General features: G+C 42.1%; 12 protein-coding genes and 2 pseudogenes. 10 read left to right on the top strand and 4 right to left on the bottom strand.

Features of this window, described 5'->3' with window-relative positions:
* The 5 genes and pseudogenes from AC1DWN_RS17160 to AC1DWN_RS17140 all read left to right on the top strand — a co-directional run.
* Positions 1-161: pseudogene (locus AC1DWN_RS17160) on the top strand (Gfo/Idh/MocA family protein); the annotation flags it as partial.
* A 130-nt stretch (positions 162-291) separates the two neighbouring features.
* A complete protein-coding gene (locus AC1DWN_RS17155; RefSeq protein WP_477560118.1) occupies positions 292-1,689 on the top strand; it encodes an ABC transporter substrate-binding protein in 1,398 nt (465 codons plus the stop codon).
* 234 nt (positions 1,690-1,923) lie between these two features.
* The gene (locus tag AC1DWN_RS17150) at positions 1,924-6,387 is read left to right on the top strand and encodes an NHL repeat-containing protein (protein WP_477560117.1); all 4,464 of its coding nucleotides are present in this window, start codon (positions 1,924-1,926) and stop codon (positions 6,385-6,387) included.
* Between the two features lie 544 nt (positions 6,388-6,931).
* Positions 6,932-7,078 (top strand): helix-turn-helix domain-containing protein, encoded by a 147-nt coding sequence (locus AC1DWN_RS17145; RefSeq protein ID WP_477560116.1) that lies wholly within the window; start codon positions 6,932-6,934, stop codon positions 7,076-7,078.
* Between the two features lie 30 nt (positions 7,079-7,108).
* Positions 7,109-7,408 (top strand): hypothetical protein, encoded by a 300-nt coding sequence (locus AC1DWN_RS17140; RefSeq protein WP_477560115.1) that lies wholly within the window; start codon positions 7,109-7,111, stop codon positions 7,406-7,408.
* Between the two features lie 108 nt (positions 7,409-7,516).
* Here AC1DWN_RS17140 and nagA read toward each other — a convergent pair whose 3' ends face one another.
* From nagA to AC1DWN_RS17120, 4 genes are all read right to left on the bottom strand, one after another.
* Positions 7,517-8,674 carry an N-acetylglucosamine-6-phosphate deacetylase gene (nagA, locus tag AC1DWN_RS17135; RefSeq protein ID WP_477560114.1) on the bottom strand — a complete coding sequence of 386 codons (1,158 nt, stop codon included), beginning with the start codon at positions 8,672-8,674 and terminating at the stop codon, positions 7,517-7,519.
* Positions 8,675-8,691: 17 nt separating this feature from the next.
* Positions 8,692-9,645, bottom strand: coding sequence for an ROK family protein (locus AC1DWN_RS17130; RefSeq protein WP_477560113.1), 954 nt, complete (start codon positions 9,643-9,645; stop codon positions 8,692-8,694).
* A gap of 314 nt (positions 9,646-9,959) precedes the next feature.
* Positions 9,960-10,832 carry an IS66 family transposase gene (locus AC1DWN_RS17125; protein WP_477560112.1) on the bottom strand — a complete coding sequence of 291 codons (873 nt, stop codon included), beginning with the start codon at positions 10,830-10,832 and terminating at the stop codon, positions 9,960-9,962.
* Positions 10,783-10,929 carry a DUF6444 domain-containing protein gene (locus tag AC1DWN_RS17120; protein ID WP_477560111.1) on the bottom strand — a complete coding sequence of 49 codons (147 nt, stop codon included), beginning with the start codon at positions 10,927-10,929 and terminating at the stop codon, positions 10,783-10,785. The genes AC1DWN_RS17125 and AC1DWN_RS17120 overlap by 50 nt, the downstream gene beginning before the upstream one ends.
* Positions 10,930-11,138: 209 nt before the next feature.
* Between AC1DWN_RS17120 and AC1DWN_RS17115 the strand changes: the two genes are divergently transcribed.
* From AC1DWN_RS17115 to AC1DWN_RS17095, 5 genes and pseudogenes are all read left to right on the top strand, one after another.
* Complete coding sequence (locus AC1DWN_RS17115; protein ID WP_477560120.1) at positions 11,139-11,513, top strand: AMP-binding enzyme; 375 nt, start codon at positions 11,139-11,141, stop codon at positions 11,511-11,513.
* Positions 11,506-12,321, top strand: a pseudogene (locus AC1DWN_RS17110) (acyltransferase family protein); the annotation flags it as partial. The gene AC1DWN_RS17115 and the pseudogene AC1DWN_RS17110, both read left to right, overlap by 8 nt.
* Before the next feature lie 30 nt (positions 12,322-12,351).
* On the top strand, positions 12,352-13,044 hold the full coding sequence (locus AC1DWN_RS17105; RefSeq protein ID WP_477560119.1) for a response regulator transcription factor: 693 nt from the start codon (positions 12,352-12,354) through the stop codon (positions 13,042-13,044).
* A gap of 39 nt (positions 13,045-13,083) precedes the next feature.
* Positions 13,084-14,505: a sensor histidine kinase gene (locus AC1DWN_RS17100; protein ID WP_477560110.1), complete on the top strand. Its 1,422-nt coding sequence runs from the start codon at positions 13,084-13,086 to the stop codon at positions 14,503-14,505.
* A 96-nt stretch (positions 14,506-14,601) separates the two neighbouring features.
* Positions 14,602-15,360, top strand: coding sequence for an ABC transporter ATP-binding protein (locus AC1DWN_RS17095; protein WP_477560109.1), 759 nt, complete (start codon positions 14,602-14,604; stop codon positions 15,358-15,360).
* Positions 15,361-15,528: the final 168 nt, after the last annotated feature.

The following is a 15,528-nucleotide window of genomic DNA, read 5'->3' as shown; positions in this document are numbered from 1 at the left end:
TTGAGAGGGTTCTTTCCAGAGGGCTGAGTAGTTACCCGTTTTTTGGACAATTGATTTTAGATTGTATCCATCGAACCGAGCATGCGATGACACAAGAGCACGCCTTCAAGGCGGCGGAGCTTTGCTTGAAAGCGCAGGAAATGGCCATAAAAATTCAGTAATTTGTTGCAAAATTTGATACTGCATAGGAAAATATTTGTCATTCATTTAGGAGTTAACATATAATATATAGTAGTTTCAGTAATATGGTGCGGTTTACACATGAGATGATTAGACAAAGGAGTATATTTAATGCCGAGTAATAAACCACAACGAAGTACGTTTCATAAAAGATTAGAACACATGGTCGAGGTCTTACGTGGGAATATCATAACGGGGAAATATGCCATTGGAGATCTTCTACCTTCTAACGCTGATCTAGGAAAGCAATACGGCTTGAGCAAGAATTCTATTCGCAAAGGCTTAGATATGTTAAGTCAGGAAAACTTAATTGTAAGGGTTCCTAAAGTAGGAGCAAAGGTAGCTAACCCCCAAGATTCGGCTGTCATTACGATTAAGATGGGTTGCTACAACCAGATGGATCGGCAAGCGGCGCTAAATGAGATTCTTGACGCGTTTCATGCTTTATATCCACATATTAGAGTTCAAACTCTGATTCTTCCGTATGATTCGTACTTTAAGAACGTTATGGAATATATCGACAATGATTGGTTAGATGTCATGATGATCAATCATAGTGATTTCGATTTTTTTCGCGATGAAGCTAGATCTAAATTATTGGATGAGCTTAAACCAAGACCAGGACTATATAGTTTTGTTGCAAATGCATTCAATTATAATGATCGTCTGCTTGCATTGCCGTTCATTTTTTCACCAATTGTACTGTGTTACAATAAAGAGCATTTTGCCAATAGTGGTATTACAGAGCCGAACAGTAGCTGGACATGGGACGATTTAATGGAGGCAGCAACCAAGCTAAATGAGAATAGTGGGAACTATGGATTCTACTACCATATGCGATCGAGTAATAGATGGCCTGTGATGTTATTACAGAATGGATTTAAATTAGGGGAAGTCGGAGAGTATGGAGATTCTGCGAAGATGAGCTTTGTGAAAAGTATTGAATTATGTCGAAAATTGATTGTCAATCAACCTTATTCACCTATACATTTCTCAGAAAGTGATTCCGATGTGGAAGAGCTCTTTATGCGCGGTAAGGTATCGATGATTATATCTACTTATTTCAGTTTAAATAAATTACGAAATTCTAATGTTGTCTATGATGTAGCACCACTTCCCTGGATTCAAGAACCTAAGACAATACTTTTAACCACAGGCTTAGCGATTAATGCGAAGTCAAAGGTGAAGAATGCAGGTAGAACACTACTAGATTTCATGATATCGTATCAAGCGCAATTGATGATTCGAAAGCAAACCATTTCTATCCCAAGTTTGGCAAGGGCGGCTGAATGGGTCGGGACAGAAACAATAAATCGACCATCTCGGTACCATATGTATCGTGAGATTATTCCGACGTTTAGGTTTATGAACGAATTAAATCTTCACAACGAAGATTTAATTCGAATTCGAAAGGAATTAATGCTATTCTGGGCTGGAATGGAAGATGCCGATACGTTCTATAGTCGATTAGCGGATCTATTCGAAATCAAAGGTCATGTGCGTGCGTAATGATGGATAGAGCGGATTCTATTTTTTTGCTGCTTAATCATGATCACTTCTTGATCATTCATAAGCCTAATATAGGACTATTTTCGTGATTGAAATATAACATATGATCATGATATGATCATTATGGCGATGAGATATGGTCAATATTTGAGCATATCTTAGTTAATTAATATCGTTGTAAGCGTTATCTTTATTTATACAGACTCTAATACGAAATGGGAGATGAGGATGATTATGATCAGAAAATCATGGAACAAGGTATTGGCAATAATGTTGATCACTGCATTAGTAGTGACCATGGTACCCGGGGCATTATCTGGGGGAAACGTATATGCTAGTGACTATGAAGTTATTCCAATTGAAGTCTTCAATGCGGATATTGAAGGTAGCGTAACCAATGGAAAACCAGAAGGTTGGAAATACTGGTCTAGCGGTGTGGCGACAGGTTTGTCTGTGAGTGAGGCTGTATATCAATCAGGCAAACAAAGCTTGAAGCTTGATGTCGTGAAACAAAATGTAGGCGTACAGAGCACGCCGTTTGTTGTAGAAGCGGGACAGTTAATCCGGGCAAAGGCAAGTGCTTATGTTGAGGAATTTAGCACCACCAATGCGAATGGCGGAGTGGAAATGTGGATCCGCTACTATAAGACAAACGACATCACTGAATCTAATAGGATACTCAGTGATGCTAAGTTTAAAACAGTTGCAGCAAATGTGGTCACAGAACAATGGTTTGATATAGGTGGCGAAGCTACAGTGCCGGCTGAAGCGAATTATGCCATCGTGTTTCTCTATGTACATCGGGATAACACTTTCCTAGGTTATTATGATGATATTGTAGTAGAGAAGCTTGTTGAGAATACAGTGCCCCCTGAGGAGCCGAATGATGGTTTTCTTCCCTTGGAAGTCGTCAATGCGGATTTTGAGGGTAGCGTAATCAATGGAAGACCAGAAGGATGGAAATACTGGTCTGGTGGTACGGCGACAGGGATGTCAGTGAGCGAGGATGTATATAAATCAGGTGGACAAAGCCTGAAGCTCAATGTCGTGAAACAGAATGTAGCTGTTGAGAGCACGCCGTTTGCTGTGGAAGCGGGACAGTTGATTCGGGCGAAGGTTAGTGCTTATGTTAAGGAATTTAGTACTACGAATGCGAATGGCGGAGTAGAAATGTGGATCCGCTATTATAAGACAAACGTCATCAATGAATCTAATCGGATACTTAATGATGCAAGGTTTAAAACACTTGCAGCAGATGTGGTCACAGAACAATGGTTCGATTTGAGCGCCGAAACTACGGTGCCGGCTGATGCGAATTATGCTATCGTATTCCTCTATGTGCATCGGGATAACACATTCTTAGGATATTATGATGATATTGTAGTAGAGAAATATGTCGAAGCCGAAGAGCCCACTATTCCGCATAATGATGGATTTGAACTGCCTGCTATTGGGGGTAAGATACCAGGATGGACTGTTAGTCCTAGTCCATTAGGAGCAAACACAAGTGTAACCTTAAGTCAGGAGCAGGTATCATCTGGTCAGACCAGCCTCAAAATTATTGATGATAATGATGCCTCGGCTGTTTCCGTTAATAGCGATTATATAGATGTAGAAGCTGGAAAGACCTATGCTGCTTCTACCAAGCTATACATTGGTAACGGATCAGGGAGAATTTTTATTAAATATTATAATGAATTAAATAAGGAGGTCGGTTCTAATAGTCAAGGAGCCGAGACTCCCAAGAATAGCTGGAACTTGATTCGTACAGAAGGAAAAGCCCCGGGAACTGCGGTGAAGGCACGCATTCTTCTCTATTCAGGTCTTGCTACTATGGATGTTGAGGCTTATTACGATGATGTCACATTCGAAGAAATTTCAGTTCTTACCATGCCTTATGAGTTTGGTGCTCCCGTTTCCCTTGGGGATGCAACGGTGGTTGCCAAAACTAATAACGGGGCAATTGGTAATGGTGAGATCTATTTCGGAACGCACGGATCACCTGCTCAATTCTACGTGTTGGATGCATTAAGCGGAGACGTCAAGTTCAGTGCACCGATACCCACTACAGACGTCATATGGGCTGTTACAGTCGGATCGGACGGTAACGCATACGTAGCAGGAACTAAGACAGGAATATTGTACCGCTACAATAGAATCGAGAAAACTTTTGAAGCCCTTGGTGAGAATCCATCCAACAAGTGGATATGGGATTTGGATGCCAGCTCTGATGGTAAAATATACGGGTCTACATACCCGAATTCCAAGGCGTTTGTCTATGACATTGCAACAAAAGAGTACACGGATTATGGAACACTCAAAGAAGGTCAAGAATACGTTCGTGGTTCGGGTGTGAATGACAAATACTTCTACGCAGGTATCTCTACGACGGGTTATCTGATCCGAATTGATAGGGAGACAGGAGTTGCGACAGAGATCGAAACTCCCATTACAGGAATTCGAGCTGGGATCTCAGGTATCTTGTCTTTCGGAAACAAGCTTTACATTACACACGGTACCTCACTGCTTATATTGAATGAAGAAGTTGACAAAACCACTTACAGTACGGTAAAGCACATAATGTATGAAGATGAAGATGCGTTCGATGGTAAGATTTCTCCACCATCTCCGCATGATGCCAATATCATGTATTATCGTAATCAGCATACATCTGAACTATGGACATACGACATCGAACAGAATGTGACAGCACCTGTATTACCTAAAGTTGTCCTTCCTGAAAAGTCTCTTAAGGCTCTAGATTGGGTTGAGATGACAGAGGGGCCGAATGCGGGACGGAAAGTCCTTGTTATGCTGACGAACGAGGTAGATCATGCGGTCTTCGATCCAATCGCTCACACATTGAAGAAGACTCAGCCAGAAGTAGTAAAAAGCGGAATCGAAATCAATTCCATGAAATTAGGACCCGATGGTAAGCTTTATATGGGTGGTTTCCAGGGGGCAATGAGCATTTATGATGCGAATAAAGGTTATTTCTATAAGCAGGAAAAGGAACCTCACCAGATTTCAGGAATGGGATTCTTGAATAACAAAGTGTATTTCGGACTTTATGGGGGCGCTACTATATGGCGCTACGATCTTGCCAAGCCCTACGATTTGGGAGTTAATCCAGGACTTTTTCATGACATCCCAGAAGGACAGAGCAGAACGTTTACATTTACAAGCGGAGAAAATAAATTGTTTGTAGGTTCAGTTGCGGACTACCAGCAGCTCGGGGGCGCTTTAACGGTGTATGACGAGCCTTCAAACAGCTGGAACACATATCGTAATGTTGTACAAAATCAAAGTGTCATTGGTTTAACTTATAAGCAAGGAAAAGTATACGGAGGTACGTCGATATGGGGCGGACTTGGAATTGACCCTTCAGAAACGGTTGCCAAGCTGTTCGAGTGGGATGTAGCAACTGCGACTAAAACCGCTGAGCTTGTTCCAGATGTCCCTGGTTTTATGCCTCAGATGATTGGCGAGCTTAGTATTGGACCCGATGGTAATCTGTACGGAGCCATGTGGGGGCAATCAGTTGGAGCAAGCAGCTCATTTGCATTGTTCGTTATGGATCCAATTACTAAAGAGATATTAAGGAGTAAAGTGTTACCAACTGGTGAGAAAGCTAGTAATTGGCGACCATTCTTCCTGTATTGGGGTCCAGACGGTCTGCTGTATACGACGCTCGGTCGTCAGTTAATCGTATTTGATCCAGTCACCTTAGCTTACAACAAATTAGTTAGTCCATTAGTGCATGTAATGGCGCTTGGACCCGATGGCAGTATTTACTATAAGAATGGATCGCAACTGATGAAGATACCCGTTCGGATGAGCGAAGCTATTCTAACTGCGGAATCATCAACTATCGAGGTGGGGAAGGCGACTAATTTAACAGTTTCCCTTAAGCTAGTTAACGGGTTAACCGGTAATGCTGATGGCACCCAGGTCAGTTATACAGTTAGCGATCMGTCAGTTGTAAAAGTGGAGAATGATACATTAGTTGGCTTAAAAGCAGGTACAGTCTTGGTAACTGCGACTGTAATACAGGATGCAGTAGTTAAAACTTCGGAGGCTGTTGAAATTACAGTAGCACCACTACCGCAAACCCCAATTATTACAGTAGATCAAACTGAATTAACCAATACGGACATAATAGTAACGATTCAATTCGCAAGTAATGATAATCAAAAGCTTTATCGTATAGGTGGTGCAGATTGGCAGTCCTATAACGGACCTTTCTCAGTCGGTACAAATGGAATCATCGAAGCAAAAGCTGTAAGTGCTCTGGGAACAGACTCAGAAATAGCAAGCTTCGAAATCACTAACATCGATAAAGTAGCACCAACGGCGATTATTAATTTAAGCATAAATGTAATAAAAGAAGCTAATCATAAGATGTTTGAAATTACTGCGGATGTAGTAAATGCAGATGATCAACCTGGTGTGAATACGGTCGTTCTTACTTCCATTACAAGTAACGAAGCTGATAATGGCTTAGGTGATGGAGACACAGAAAATGATATTCAGAATGCGTCCTACGGAGCAGCAGATTTCAGCTTCGATTTACGCGGCGAAAGATCCGGGAAGGGAACTGGGAGAATCTACACAGTTACTTATACAATTACGGATCAAGCAGGCAATGTAACGATTGCCACAGCTACTGTTACGGTTCCTAAGGGCTCTGGAAAATAGTTTAGACAGACAAAAGAAATGAGGAGACCATGTTTTCTACGATCATGTAGATAAAGCATGGTCTCTTCAGTTATGTGATCGGCTTGTCCAGCTGTAAATGTTGAATCTGATCGAGTTTTTTATAGACAAAACCGACCTAAAAGTTACATTTACAGCACATTTTTCTATGTTAATCTGCGACATAAACTACTTGACAATTTGAAATTAATTTAATGCAATGCTAGTGAGTTGATTTATATGATAGGGATAAGGACGGTAATAGTATACATCCTAATATTGTTAGCTTTTCTCAGGAAAAAGGAATTGGGAAAACGTTCGAATATGCCCTAGCTTATCATAATCCTAATTGTAAGTCGCTCGCTGATCAGCATCCGATCGATGAAGTCAAGCGGTATATCTATGACAACTATAGTCAGGATATCCCGCTTGAGCATGGAGCCTTAATCGCTAATATAGCACCTGCGTATTTCAGTCATTTGTTCAAGAAAGAGACAGGGCAGACTTTTGTCGATTTTATGAATGAGGTAAGAATTGAACGAGCTATGTGCTTATTCGACGGAATTCACATACGATCACACAAATTGGCTTTCAGGTGGGCTTCCATCATCTGAGCCATTTTATCCGAACCTTCAAGAAGCGAACCGGAATAACGCCGACTGAATACAAGAAAACATTCGGTAATACACCATAAATCCAAAAGAAGACAAGAGGCCCATTTCAAATGGCTGAAAAAGCATTGAAGGTCGGAATCATTGGACAAGGCCGCAGCGGACGCGACATCCACGGCAATCTTCTGGCCCAAATTTGCAGCGAAACGTTAACCTGGCATCAAGACAGCTGGAGCTTATCGATTCCCGGCGGCAAATCGCAGCTGGATCATATGACGAGACAAGTGTATTTGATGCTATATCGAACCATAAAAGACGGTGCCGCTCTGGAAATTACGCCTCAGCAGGTACGGCAGCAAATGATGGTCATGGAAGAGTGTCGCCGTCAGAATTCGCATATTTATTCCGCATAAGGACTTGTTACGTGCTTGAAGCACGAAACCAAAAAGGCATCAAAAACGACCGTTCCCCGGTAAATCGCCGTGGAACGGTCGTTTGGATTTTTTTTGCACAAATTAAGATTATAGTCCGGATTTATAAACTTCCCTGCCTTTTACGAATGTAGACAGTAGTTGAAGGTTTTCATCAACCACTAAGAAATCCGCATCCTTTCCCGCTTCCAGAGAACCTTTACAGTGATCCGCACCGATTTGTCTAGCAGGCACCAAGGTAAACGATGGAAGGACATATTCTAAAGGGTAGCCAGTGAATTCCAGAATATTTTTTAAAGCTTGAATCATCGTCAAAGAGCTTCCGGCTAACGTATCGCTGTCTTTCAGGTAGATTTGGCCGTCTTTCATTCTTATGTGGCCATATTCTCCGTTGGGCAGTCCACAGCATGTAACCGCATCCGTAATTGCACATACCTTCGACGGAGTCTTAACATCAAACAAGAATTTCACGGCGGCGGGATGAACATGAATGCCATCAGCTACGAGCTCTGTCGTCAGCTCCGGCATCATTAAACCGGCACCCGCAAGTCCAGGTTCCCGGTGATGAAAAGGACTCATACCATTGAAATGATGCGTCGTATGGGTCACTCCGCATGCCACTGCCTCTTCCATCTGCTGATAGGAAGCATCTGAATGTCCGGCAGAGACGGTGACATTTTGGCTGCTGAAATATTTAACCCCCTCCATTCCCCCGATCAGCTCCGGGGCCAGAGTAACGAGTCGGATCCTTCCTTCCGCAGCCTGAATGAACAGCTCCATTTCTTCCATGGTCGGATTTCGAACCTCGTCTTTATTTTGAGCACCTTTTCGTTTCAAGCTTATAAACGGCCCCTCAAGGTGAATGCCGAGCATTTGAGCACCTGTTACGCCTTGTTTCATACCAGCTGCAGCAGATCTTAAAGCATTAACAATTTTGTCGTGTGTGGAAGTATTCGTGGTAGCCAAGAAAGAAGTCGTTCCATGGGCAGCATGAAACTTGCTGATCTCATCCAAGCTGGCGTATTTTGCATCCATAACATTGTAACCATTGCCGCCGTGAATATGGACATCTATGAATCCAGGCAGAAGTGACTGTCCTTGGATATCCATGATTTCAAACTTTTCATCCGGGACATATTCGGCGGCCCCCAACGCTTCGATCCGACCGTCTTCACCTACAAGCATCGTTCCATTCGACACTTTCTCGTCTGGCAGATATAAAACGGCATTGATCCATAATGTTTTCATTGTATTCCCCCTATGAATTATTGATCATTATGATGACGGGCAAAATGCACAGCGCCAAATAATCCTGCTGAGTCTCCTAACTTACCTTGGAGTACAAGCGGCTTATGATTTTTCGGATACAACCCATAAATTGTATTTCGGATCGGTTCAAGTAAAATTTCTCCCGCGGCGGCTGCGCCGCCCCCGATCACGATCACCTCAGGATCCAATAAGTAGATCATTGTCGTTAATTTCTTGCCAAGAACGCTTCCAACAAAATTGAAAATATCTTTAGAGATGATATCTCCTTTGACTGCCGCCTCATATACGTGAAAAGCTGTCAACGGGTTCTCAAGACTCCGCAAAGAGGTATCCGCGCCACGTTCAACCGCTTCCTTCGCCAATCTCACAATTCCGGTAGCCGACGCGATGGTTTCCAGACATCCTGTTTTTCCGCATTTGCACAAGGCTAGCTGGCCATCAACGGGATCGTGGCCGATTTCGCCGGCGTATCCATGAGACCCTCTAACCAGCTGATCATTGACGATGACTCCCGAAGCGATACCCGTTCCAAGTGTAAGACAGAGAACGTTTTGATAGCCTTGGGCAGCGCCGGCTGTGACTTCTCCAAGCGTATACATCCGTACATCATTATCAACAGAAGGGTGAACACCCAGTCTTTTGTATAACTCAGCACTTAACTCAAAGTCATACCAACCGAGATTGGGTGCTCGTAAAACCGTTCCTGTCCTTAAGTCTAATTGACCAGGCACACCCACGCCGATTTTGACCAATCTCGCAGCCGTTCCCGCTTGACCGATTAACCGTCTGATCTCCTCGCTCAACCTGTCCACAAAATCGTAAGGGGAGCGGTGGTTGCCGGATGGAGTTGTTGGCATGCCCATTTTGGATATCAAACGATTTTTTTCATCGAAAAGTCCTATGACGGTATTCGTCCCGCCAATATCCACACCAATAAATACAACTTTCATATGTCCTCCATTAGTCTAATCCTGTTTTATCGTATTTTTCATTGAACTGTACCATTTAGACGGTCCACCTATATTTTAAAATAGGATGGAATATTAATCAGACACTTCCATTTAACATTTTAGTGATAATCAGTAACTACTCAGCCCTCTATCAAGACAACCTGAAAAGGGGTGCGGGGCACCCCTGATATGCTGTGGAATTAGCTTGTGGTTATGGGTTCGGAAGGACCGATTTACCATCAACCACTTGCCGCAAGGTGTCAAGAACAGGAAGATTCTGTTTACGGAGAGTGGAAACAAATCCCCGAATGCGTCTAAAGATTTGTGCTTCCTTCTTCGATGAGTTCTTCTTTTCTCCGCTTGATCTCGTACAGCAAGTCAATCATTTCCTCCGCCCATGGTTGCTTGTCGTTCTCCACGACCGCATTTAACTCGCGATGATGATGCTGATTACAAAGCGCATGCTTGCAGTCGTARCCTTCGTAGGCTTTTAGTCCATCGTGTACATTGGTTCCTTCGTATAAGGGTAACAATCCGGCATCATCCATGGCTTCTCTAMCACRCTTACTGTGCACGCTATMGAACGTGAAAAAGGGAGTGCAGGCGGTATGCAGCCATTGTAATTTTCCTTGTACCTGTAAGCCTGATTCATCGGAATGTAGGACCGGTGAGTTCAGCAAATGTGCTTTGATTTTCTGTTCTTCGATCGCCAATTTCGCATGAAGCTCCTGATTGGCACGAAGGATCGTCCCCTCGCTGACGGTGTAACCGGTCAGCGCATGAACCATTTCTGTAATCCGGTTCAAGGGTAACAGTTGCTGTAAGTTTAAATAACTCAATAAAGCATGGGTCGAAGAACCATATTGTGTYTTATGATTGACGCCTTCTGGATAGACGGATTGATTCTGATGTCGGCACCCCRGATTGGAACAAATTTTCGTTTGCRTGCGGTGTTCGGTGATTTCCATCTTCACAACCATACCGAATACTTGCCRTTTATCTTCGGATAGAACAGGTACGTCCGACAAGTTGTATCGGCATTTTTCACAAGCTTGTACTTCATGCGTAATCATGTAATCCGGGTGATCGTTCATCTTCAGCCAATGCGCTTTATGACCCGGCTGACCACCGCTTTTTTTATTGGTCTTTCCCCGCAGACTCTTGGGAGGGCTTCTGGTAACCGTCACTGGAARGTGGTTTACTGCTATTATTACTGTTTTGATTCAAACGGCGTTCCAGCTCATCCACGYGCTGCACCAAAGACAGAATGAGGTCTGCGATCATTTCGGGAKTCGTCGCACAAGCTTATAATTCTATCTTCATGCTCTCACCCCTCGACTCCTAAATGGACGAGTTTAGAGTAACGTAATCTGTACATATTGTCTACCAATTYTTGAGAGGGTTCTTTCCAGAGGGCTGAGTAGTTACAGGAAAACAAGGAAAAACCTAGCTTCACGACTGACGGCTGGTACAAATCAGGGGATTTAGGATTTATAGATGAAAAGGGCCATTTAACGATTACAGGAAGACTTAATCGCTTAATTTCTCGCGGAGGTGAGAAGATCTCTCCTATAGAAATTGAAGATGTTCTGTTAAAGCATAACGAAGTGGAGGATGCACTTGTTATCGGAATCCCAGATGAACTGTATGGGGAGCAGATTTGTGCTTGTATTGTTTTTAAGAAGGGAGCGGACCTTACATCTGATAAACTAAGGAGTTTTCTGGAGCCATACTTATCAGCCTTTAAGGTGCCGCGCTATTTCGTGTTTCTTCCTTCCTTTCCAATGTCTGCAACGGGAAAGCTTTCGGTCAAAGACATTCAGCAGTTAGCTATGGATGGAATAGGGGAGCTGCGGCAACATGCGTAGGTATTATCCAGGTATTACGATTTTCAAGCTTGCAGGGGCCGTTTTGGTCTTGCTTGCACATATTATGTTGAATCGTTATATGGGACTAATGCCAGAGCAGCATGTACTGCAATTTGTAATGCTGAACCTCAGGGTCATTGTACCGTGCTTCTATGTAATTGCTGGTTTTCTGGCTTACAAAGGTTGGGTGAATGCAGGTAATCCTAGAGCGTATATTCGAAGATACATAACTAGAATTTTGATTGTGTACAGTTTTTTCTGCTTATTATTTGTGGCAGAGTACATTATACCCGCATTGCTAAGCAATGGTTTATCTATTGCAAATCTCTTTCTTCAGGCAAAAATATTATTTATGACTGTCTTTTTAAATGGCCCATATATTCAGCTATGGTTTATCCCGCCTTTACTGTTTGGAATCGTTGTTTCCTTTTGGTTTTTTGAGAAGCAATATTATCGATTTGTTATCAGTCTAACGCTTATTGGTTTTTTTATTAGTCAATTGTTTTCCGGTTCACTTAGACCTATATTGGTTGCGATACTAGGGAATGGCATTATGGAAGATTCAACTATTTTAAGTTATATAGTTTTGTTCGTGTCGAGGTATTTTGGTTTTGGATTAACCTTTGTATTAGTAGGAGTTATTATTGCGAAGAATGAGGATAAGTTTCTACGAAGTAAATGGCGGATTATTCTAGGTGCAGGGCTCGTTTTAGCGGTTATAGAGACAATCTGGTTAATTAATAGGAGTGAGTGGAAGACCGATTATACGCTCGTTTTCAGTATACTTCCAAACACCATTTTAGTTTTCTACGGGGTTCTCCATCTAAGAAGTCAATCGATTCGAACCTATCACAATTTTATTGAAGACGAAAAAGATATTTCGCGTATTTTAAAAGATTATATTGGCATGCATGGATACGAGGCTATGGTTGCAGAAAATGGTAAGGAAGGCTTGCAACTGTGTCAAACATGGGGTCCTCACTTTATTGTGTTGGATATTATGCTTCCAGATGTGGATGGTATCGACCTTTGTCGCCAAATTCGTGAAACGAATCAAGTCCCGATCCTCATTTTAAGTGCGCGGGGCAGTGATACAGATAAGGTGCTGGGGCTTGGATTCGGAGCAGATGATTATATGACCAAGCCATTCTCAATGAGTGAGTTGGTGGCACGTATAAATGCTCATTTAAGAAGAGCGGGGAACTCTGTTCATTCAGAAAAGAATGAAGATCGTATACAGTTCGGCAATGTGACCATTGATAAGAAATCATATAGCGTTAAAGTAGATGGACAAGATGTCTCCCTATCAGCCAAAGAATTTGAGTTGTTATTTTATTTAGCTAAGCATAAAAACCAAGTTTTCTCAAAGAGTCAGCTGCTTGATGCCATTTGGGGGTTTGAGGCTTATGGTGATGAAAATACGATAACGGTTTATATAAGAAGAATACGAGAAAAAATCGAAGCTAGTCCGTCGAATCCAACCTATATTAAAACGGTCTGGGGTATTGGATACAAATTTAGCCTAGACTAATGGAAGAGAGCGGATATATCTATGTATTTGAGTAGTTGGATGAGAAGATGGTTTGCGGCCGTTTTTATTTGTGCTTTTATTGTAATAGGCTGCGGAGCTTACTTGTTGTTGGATAATAATAGAGGAAAGAAAGAAGCAGATCCGAAGTATGTCATCAATCAAGTGCGGTTAAAAGTAAGCGGCATTATGTCCTATTTGGAGATGCATCATGGGGAAATCCAGTATGATCCTGYCATTCGAGACAATCTTCAAGAGATGTCAAATAACAGCGGTGTTGAAATACTAGTAGCAGGACTTGATGGCAAAGTAGCTTTTACATCCTCCACAAATGAATCTCTCCCCATAATAGACTTGAAAAATGCACTTCACTATGATTTATATACGGCAAGGGTGGAAAAGAATACTATTGAAATTGCTTTTCCTATCATAGATGAAGCAGCCCAAGCTCAAATAGGAAATGTAATATTTACAATGCCTATAACTACGGTTACCTATATGAAAGAACAGAATACACCAATATTCCCCTACATCATGATTGCATTTTCTCTGGTTATGTTAATACTGCTTTTTCTTGGGCTCCGAAAGAAAATTACCAATGATACGGTTGAGCCTATAAAAGCATTGAAAAATTATTCAGAAGCGATTCTGAAAGGGGATTACCAGCAAACCGCTGAGTATGGCAGGATGGATGAAATAGGCGAGGTTTATGCCATGTTTGATCAAATGAGAATGGAAATTATGGATCTGAGTCTACGAAGAGATGAACAGGAAAAATCGCAAAAAGAACTCATTACGAACATCTCCCATGATATCAAAACACCGCTAACGATCATTACTGCCTATATGGACGCCATTCGTGACGGCCTATGCCCTGATATGGACTCTGTTAAGGAATATGTAGAGGTCATGAAGACCAACACGGATAAAATGACAAGATTAGTTGAAGATCTGTTGCTGCACGCTTTAAAAGAATTAGGACAAATTTCAGTCAATCTGACAGAGCAGTATAGTAGAAGCATTTTTCTATCAATTATAAAGCCAATTGCTCATCATGTTCGTACAACTGGCATTACATTCATAGAACCGCAGCAAATTCCAAACGTGCTTATTCATGTCGATTCCAATCGCTTGGAGCAGGTTGTATCTAATCTGATTTCAAATGCGTTAAAGCATACGGTTGCCGGGGATTCGATCAGTATGGGCATTGAGTTGGAGCGTAGAGATTTGAAAGTAACCATATCAGATAACGGGGCAGGCATACTTCCTCAGGATATGCCATTTATATTTGAACGTTATTTCAAAGGACAGACGAACCAGAGCTCTGAGAGCTCTAACCATAAGGGGACTGGACTCGGACTGTCTATTTGTAAATATATAATTGAAGCTCATAATGGATCGATTTCATTCAAAAGCATAAAAGGTGAGGGGACCGTTTTTTACTTTACCATTCCTCTAGGTTAGGTAAATGCTGTAATACTTTATTAATAGTTTGATAAGCGTCTGAAAAGGATAGCCCTTTACAATGAGTATATAACAGGAATTAAGGGGGCTTCACTCATGTCGAAGAAAGCAATAATAAAGGCAACAAATCTTTGCAAAACCTATTCAACGGGCAGCGAACAATATCATGCCATCCGAAACGTGGATTTAGAAATATTTGAAGGCGACTTTACGGTAATTATGGGGAATTCAGGATCGGGAAAATCGACGCTGCTCTACCTTCTAAGCGGACTTGATTCCGTAACGACTGGCGAGGTGTCCTTCCATGAGCAGCGGATAGATGGATACAAGGAAACACAATTAGCTGACTTTAGAGCAAAGAAGATCGGTTATATTTATCAAAGTATTAACTTGGTGCCAGATCTGACGCTATTAGAAAACATTGCATTGCCAGGGTATGTCGGGGGTTATCCGAAAAAGGAAGTGAAGAGCAAGGCGATCTCCCTTATGAAGAACATGGAGATTGATGCTCAACATAATCGCCTGCCCTCACAAACCTCGGGTGGACAGCAGCAGCGTGCGGCTATCGCGAGAGCGCTAATCAATTCGCCTGACGTAATATTTGCGGATGAACCGACAGGGAGCTTGAATTTTGATCAGGGTGTTGCTGTCTTAGATATTTTAACGAGGATGAATCGTCAAGGTCAGTCCGTTGTGATGGTAACTCATGATATTAAAGCGGCTTGCAGGGCAGATCGTCTTATTTTTATAAAGGATGGGAAAATAGGCGGAGTGCTAGAGTTCGAAAAGTTTAATTACGAGGATCCCCACGACAGAGAAAGTATAATCTTTTCTTATGTTACGGGAAAGGAGTGATCCCTATGTATGCAGTGTGGACGCTCTGTTTATCGAATCTCAGAAGAAAAAAAGTTCAAAAAAGTTTAATGGCGATACTTATTTTAATATCAACCTTGCTGATTGTAACAGCAGTTGCTGTTATTTCAAATACGAAGAATGTATTTACGGATATGCATGATGATATGC

Source organism: Paenibacillus sp. P4_A7 (assembly GCF_056402455.1).
This window is presented reverse-complemented; position numbering and strand designations above follow the sequence as displayed.

Excerpts from the sequence above, each read along its gene's own strand:
- AC1DWN_RS17155 (WP_477560118.1), top strand. The coding sequence starts at position 292 with ATGCCGAGTAATAAACCACAACGAAGTACGTTTCATAAAAGATTAGAA.
- AC1DWN_RS17140 (WP_477560115.1), top strand. The coding sequence starts at position 7,109 with ATGGCTGAAAAAGCATTGAAGGTCGGAATCATTGGACAAGGCCGCAGC.
- nagA (WP_477560114.1), bottom strand. The coding sequence starts at position 8,674 with ATGAAAACATTATGGATCAATGCCGTTTTATATCTGCCAGACGAGAAA.
- AC1DWN_RS17130 (WP_477560113.1), bottom strand. The coding sequence starts at position 9,645 with ATGAAAGTTGTATTTATTGGTGTGGATATTGGCGGGACGAATACCGTC.
- AC1DWN_RS17095 (WP_477560109.1), top strand. The coding sequence starts at position 14,602 with ATGTCGAAGAAAGCAATAATAAAGGCAACAAATCTTTGCAAAACCTAT.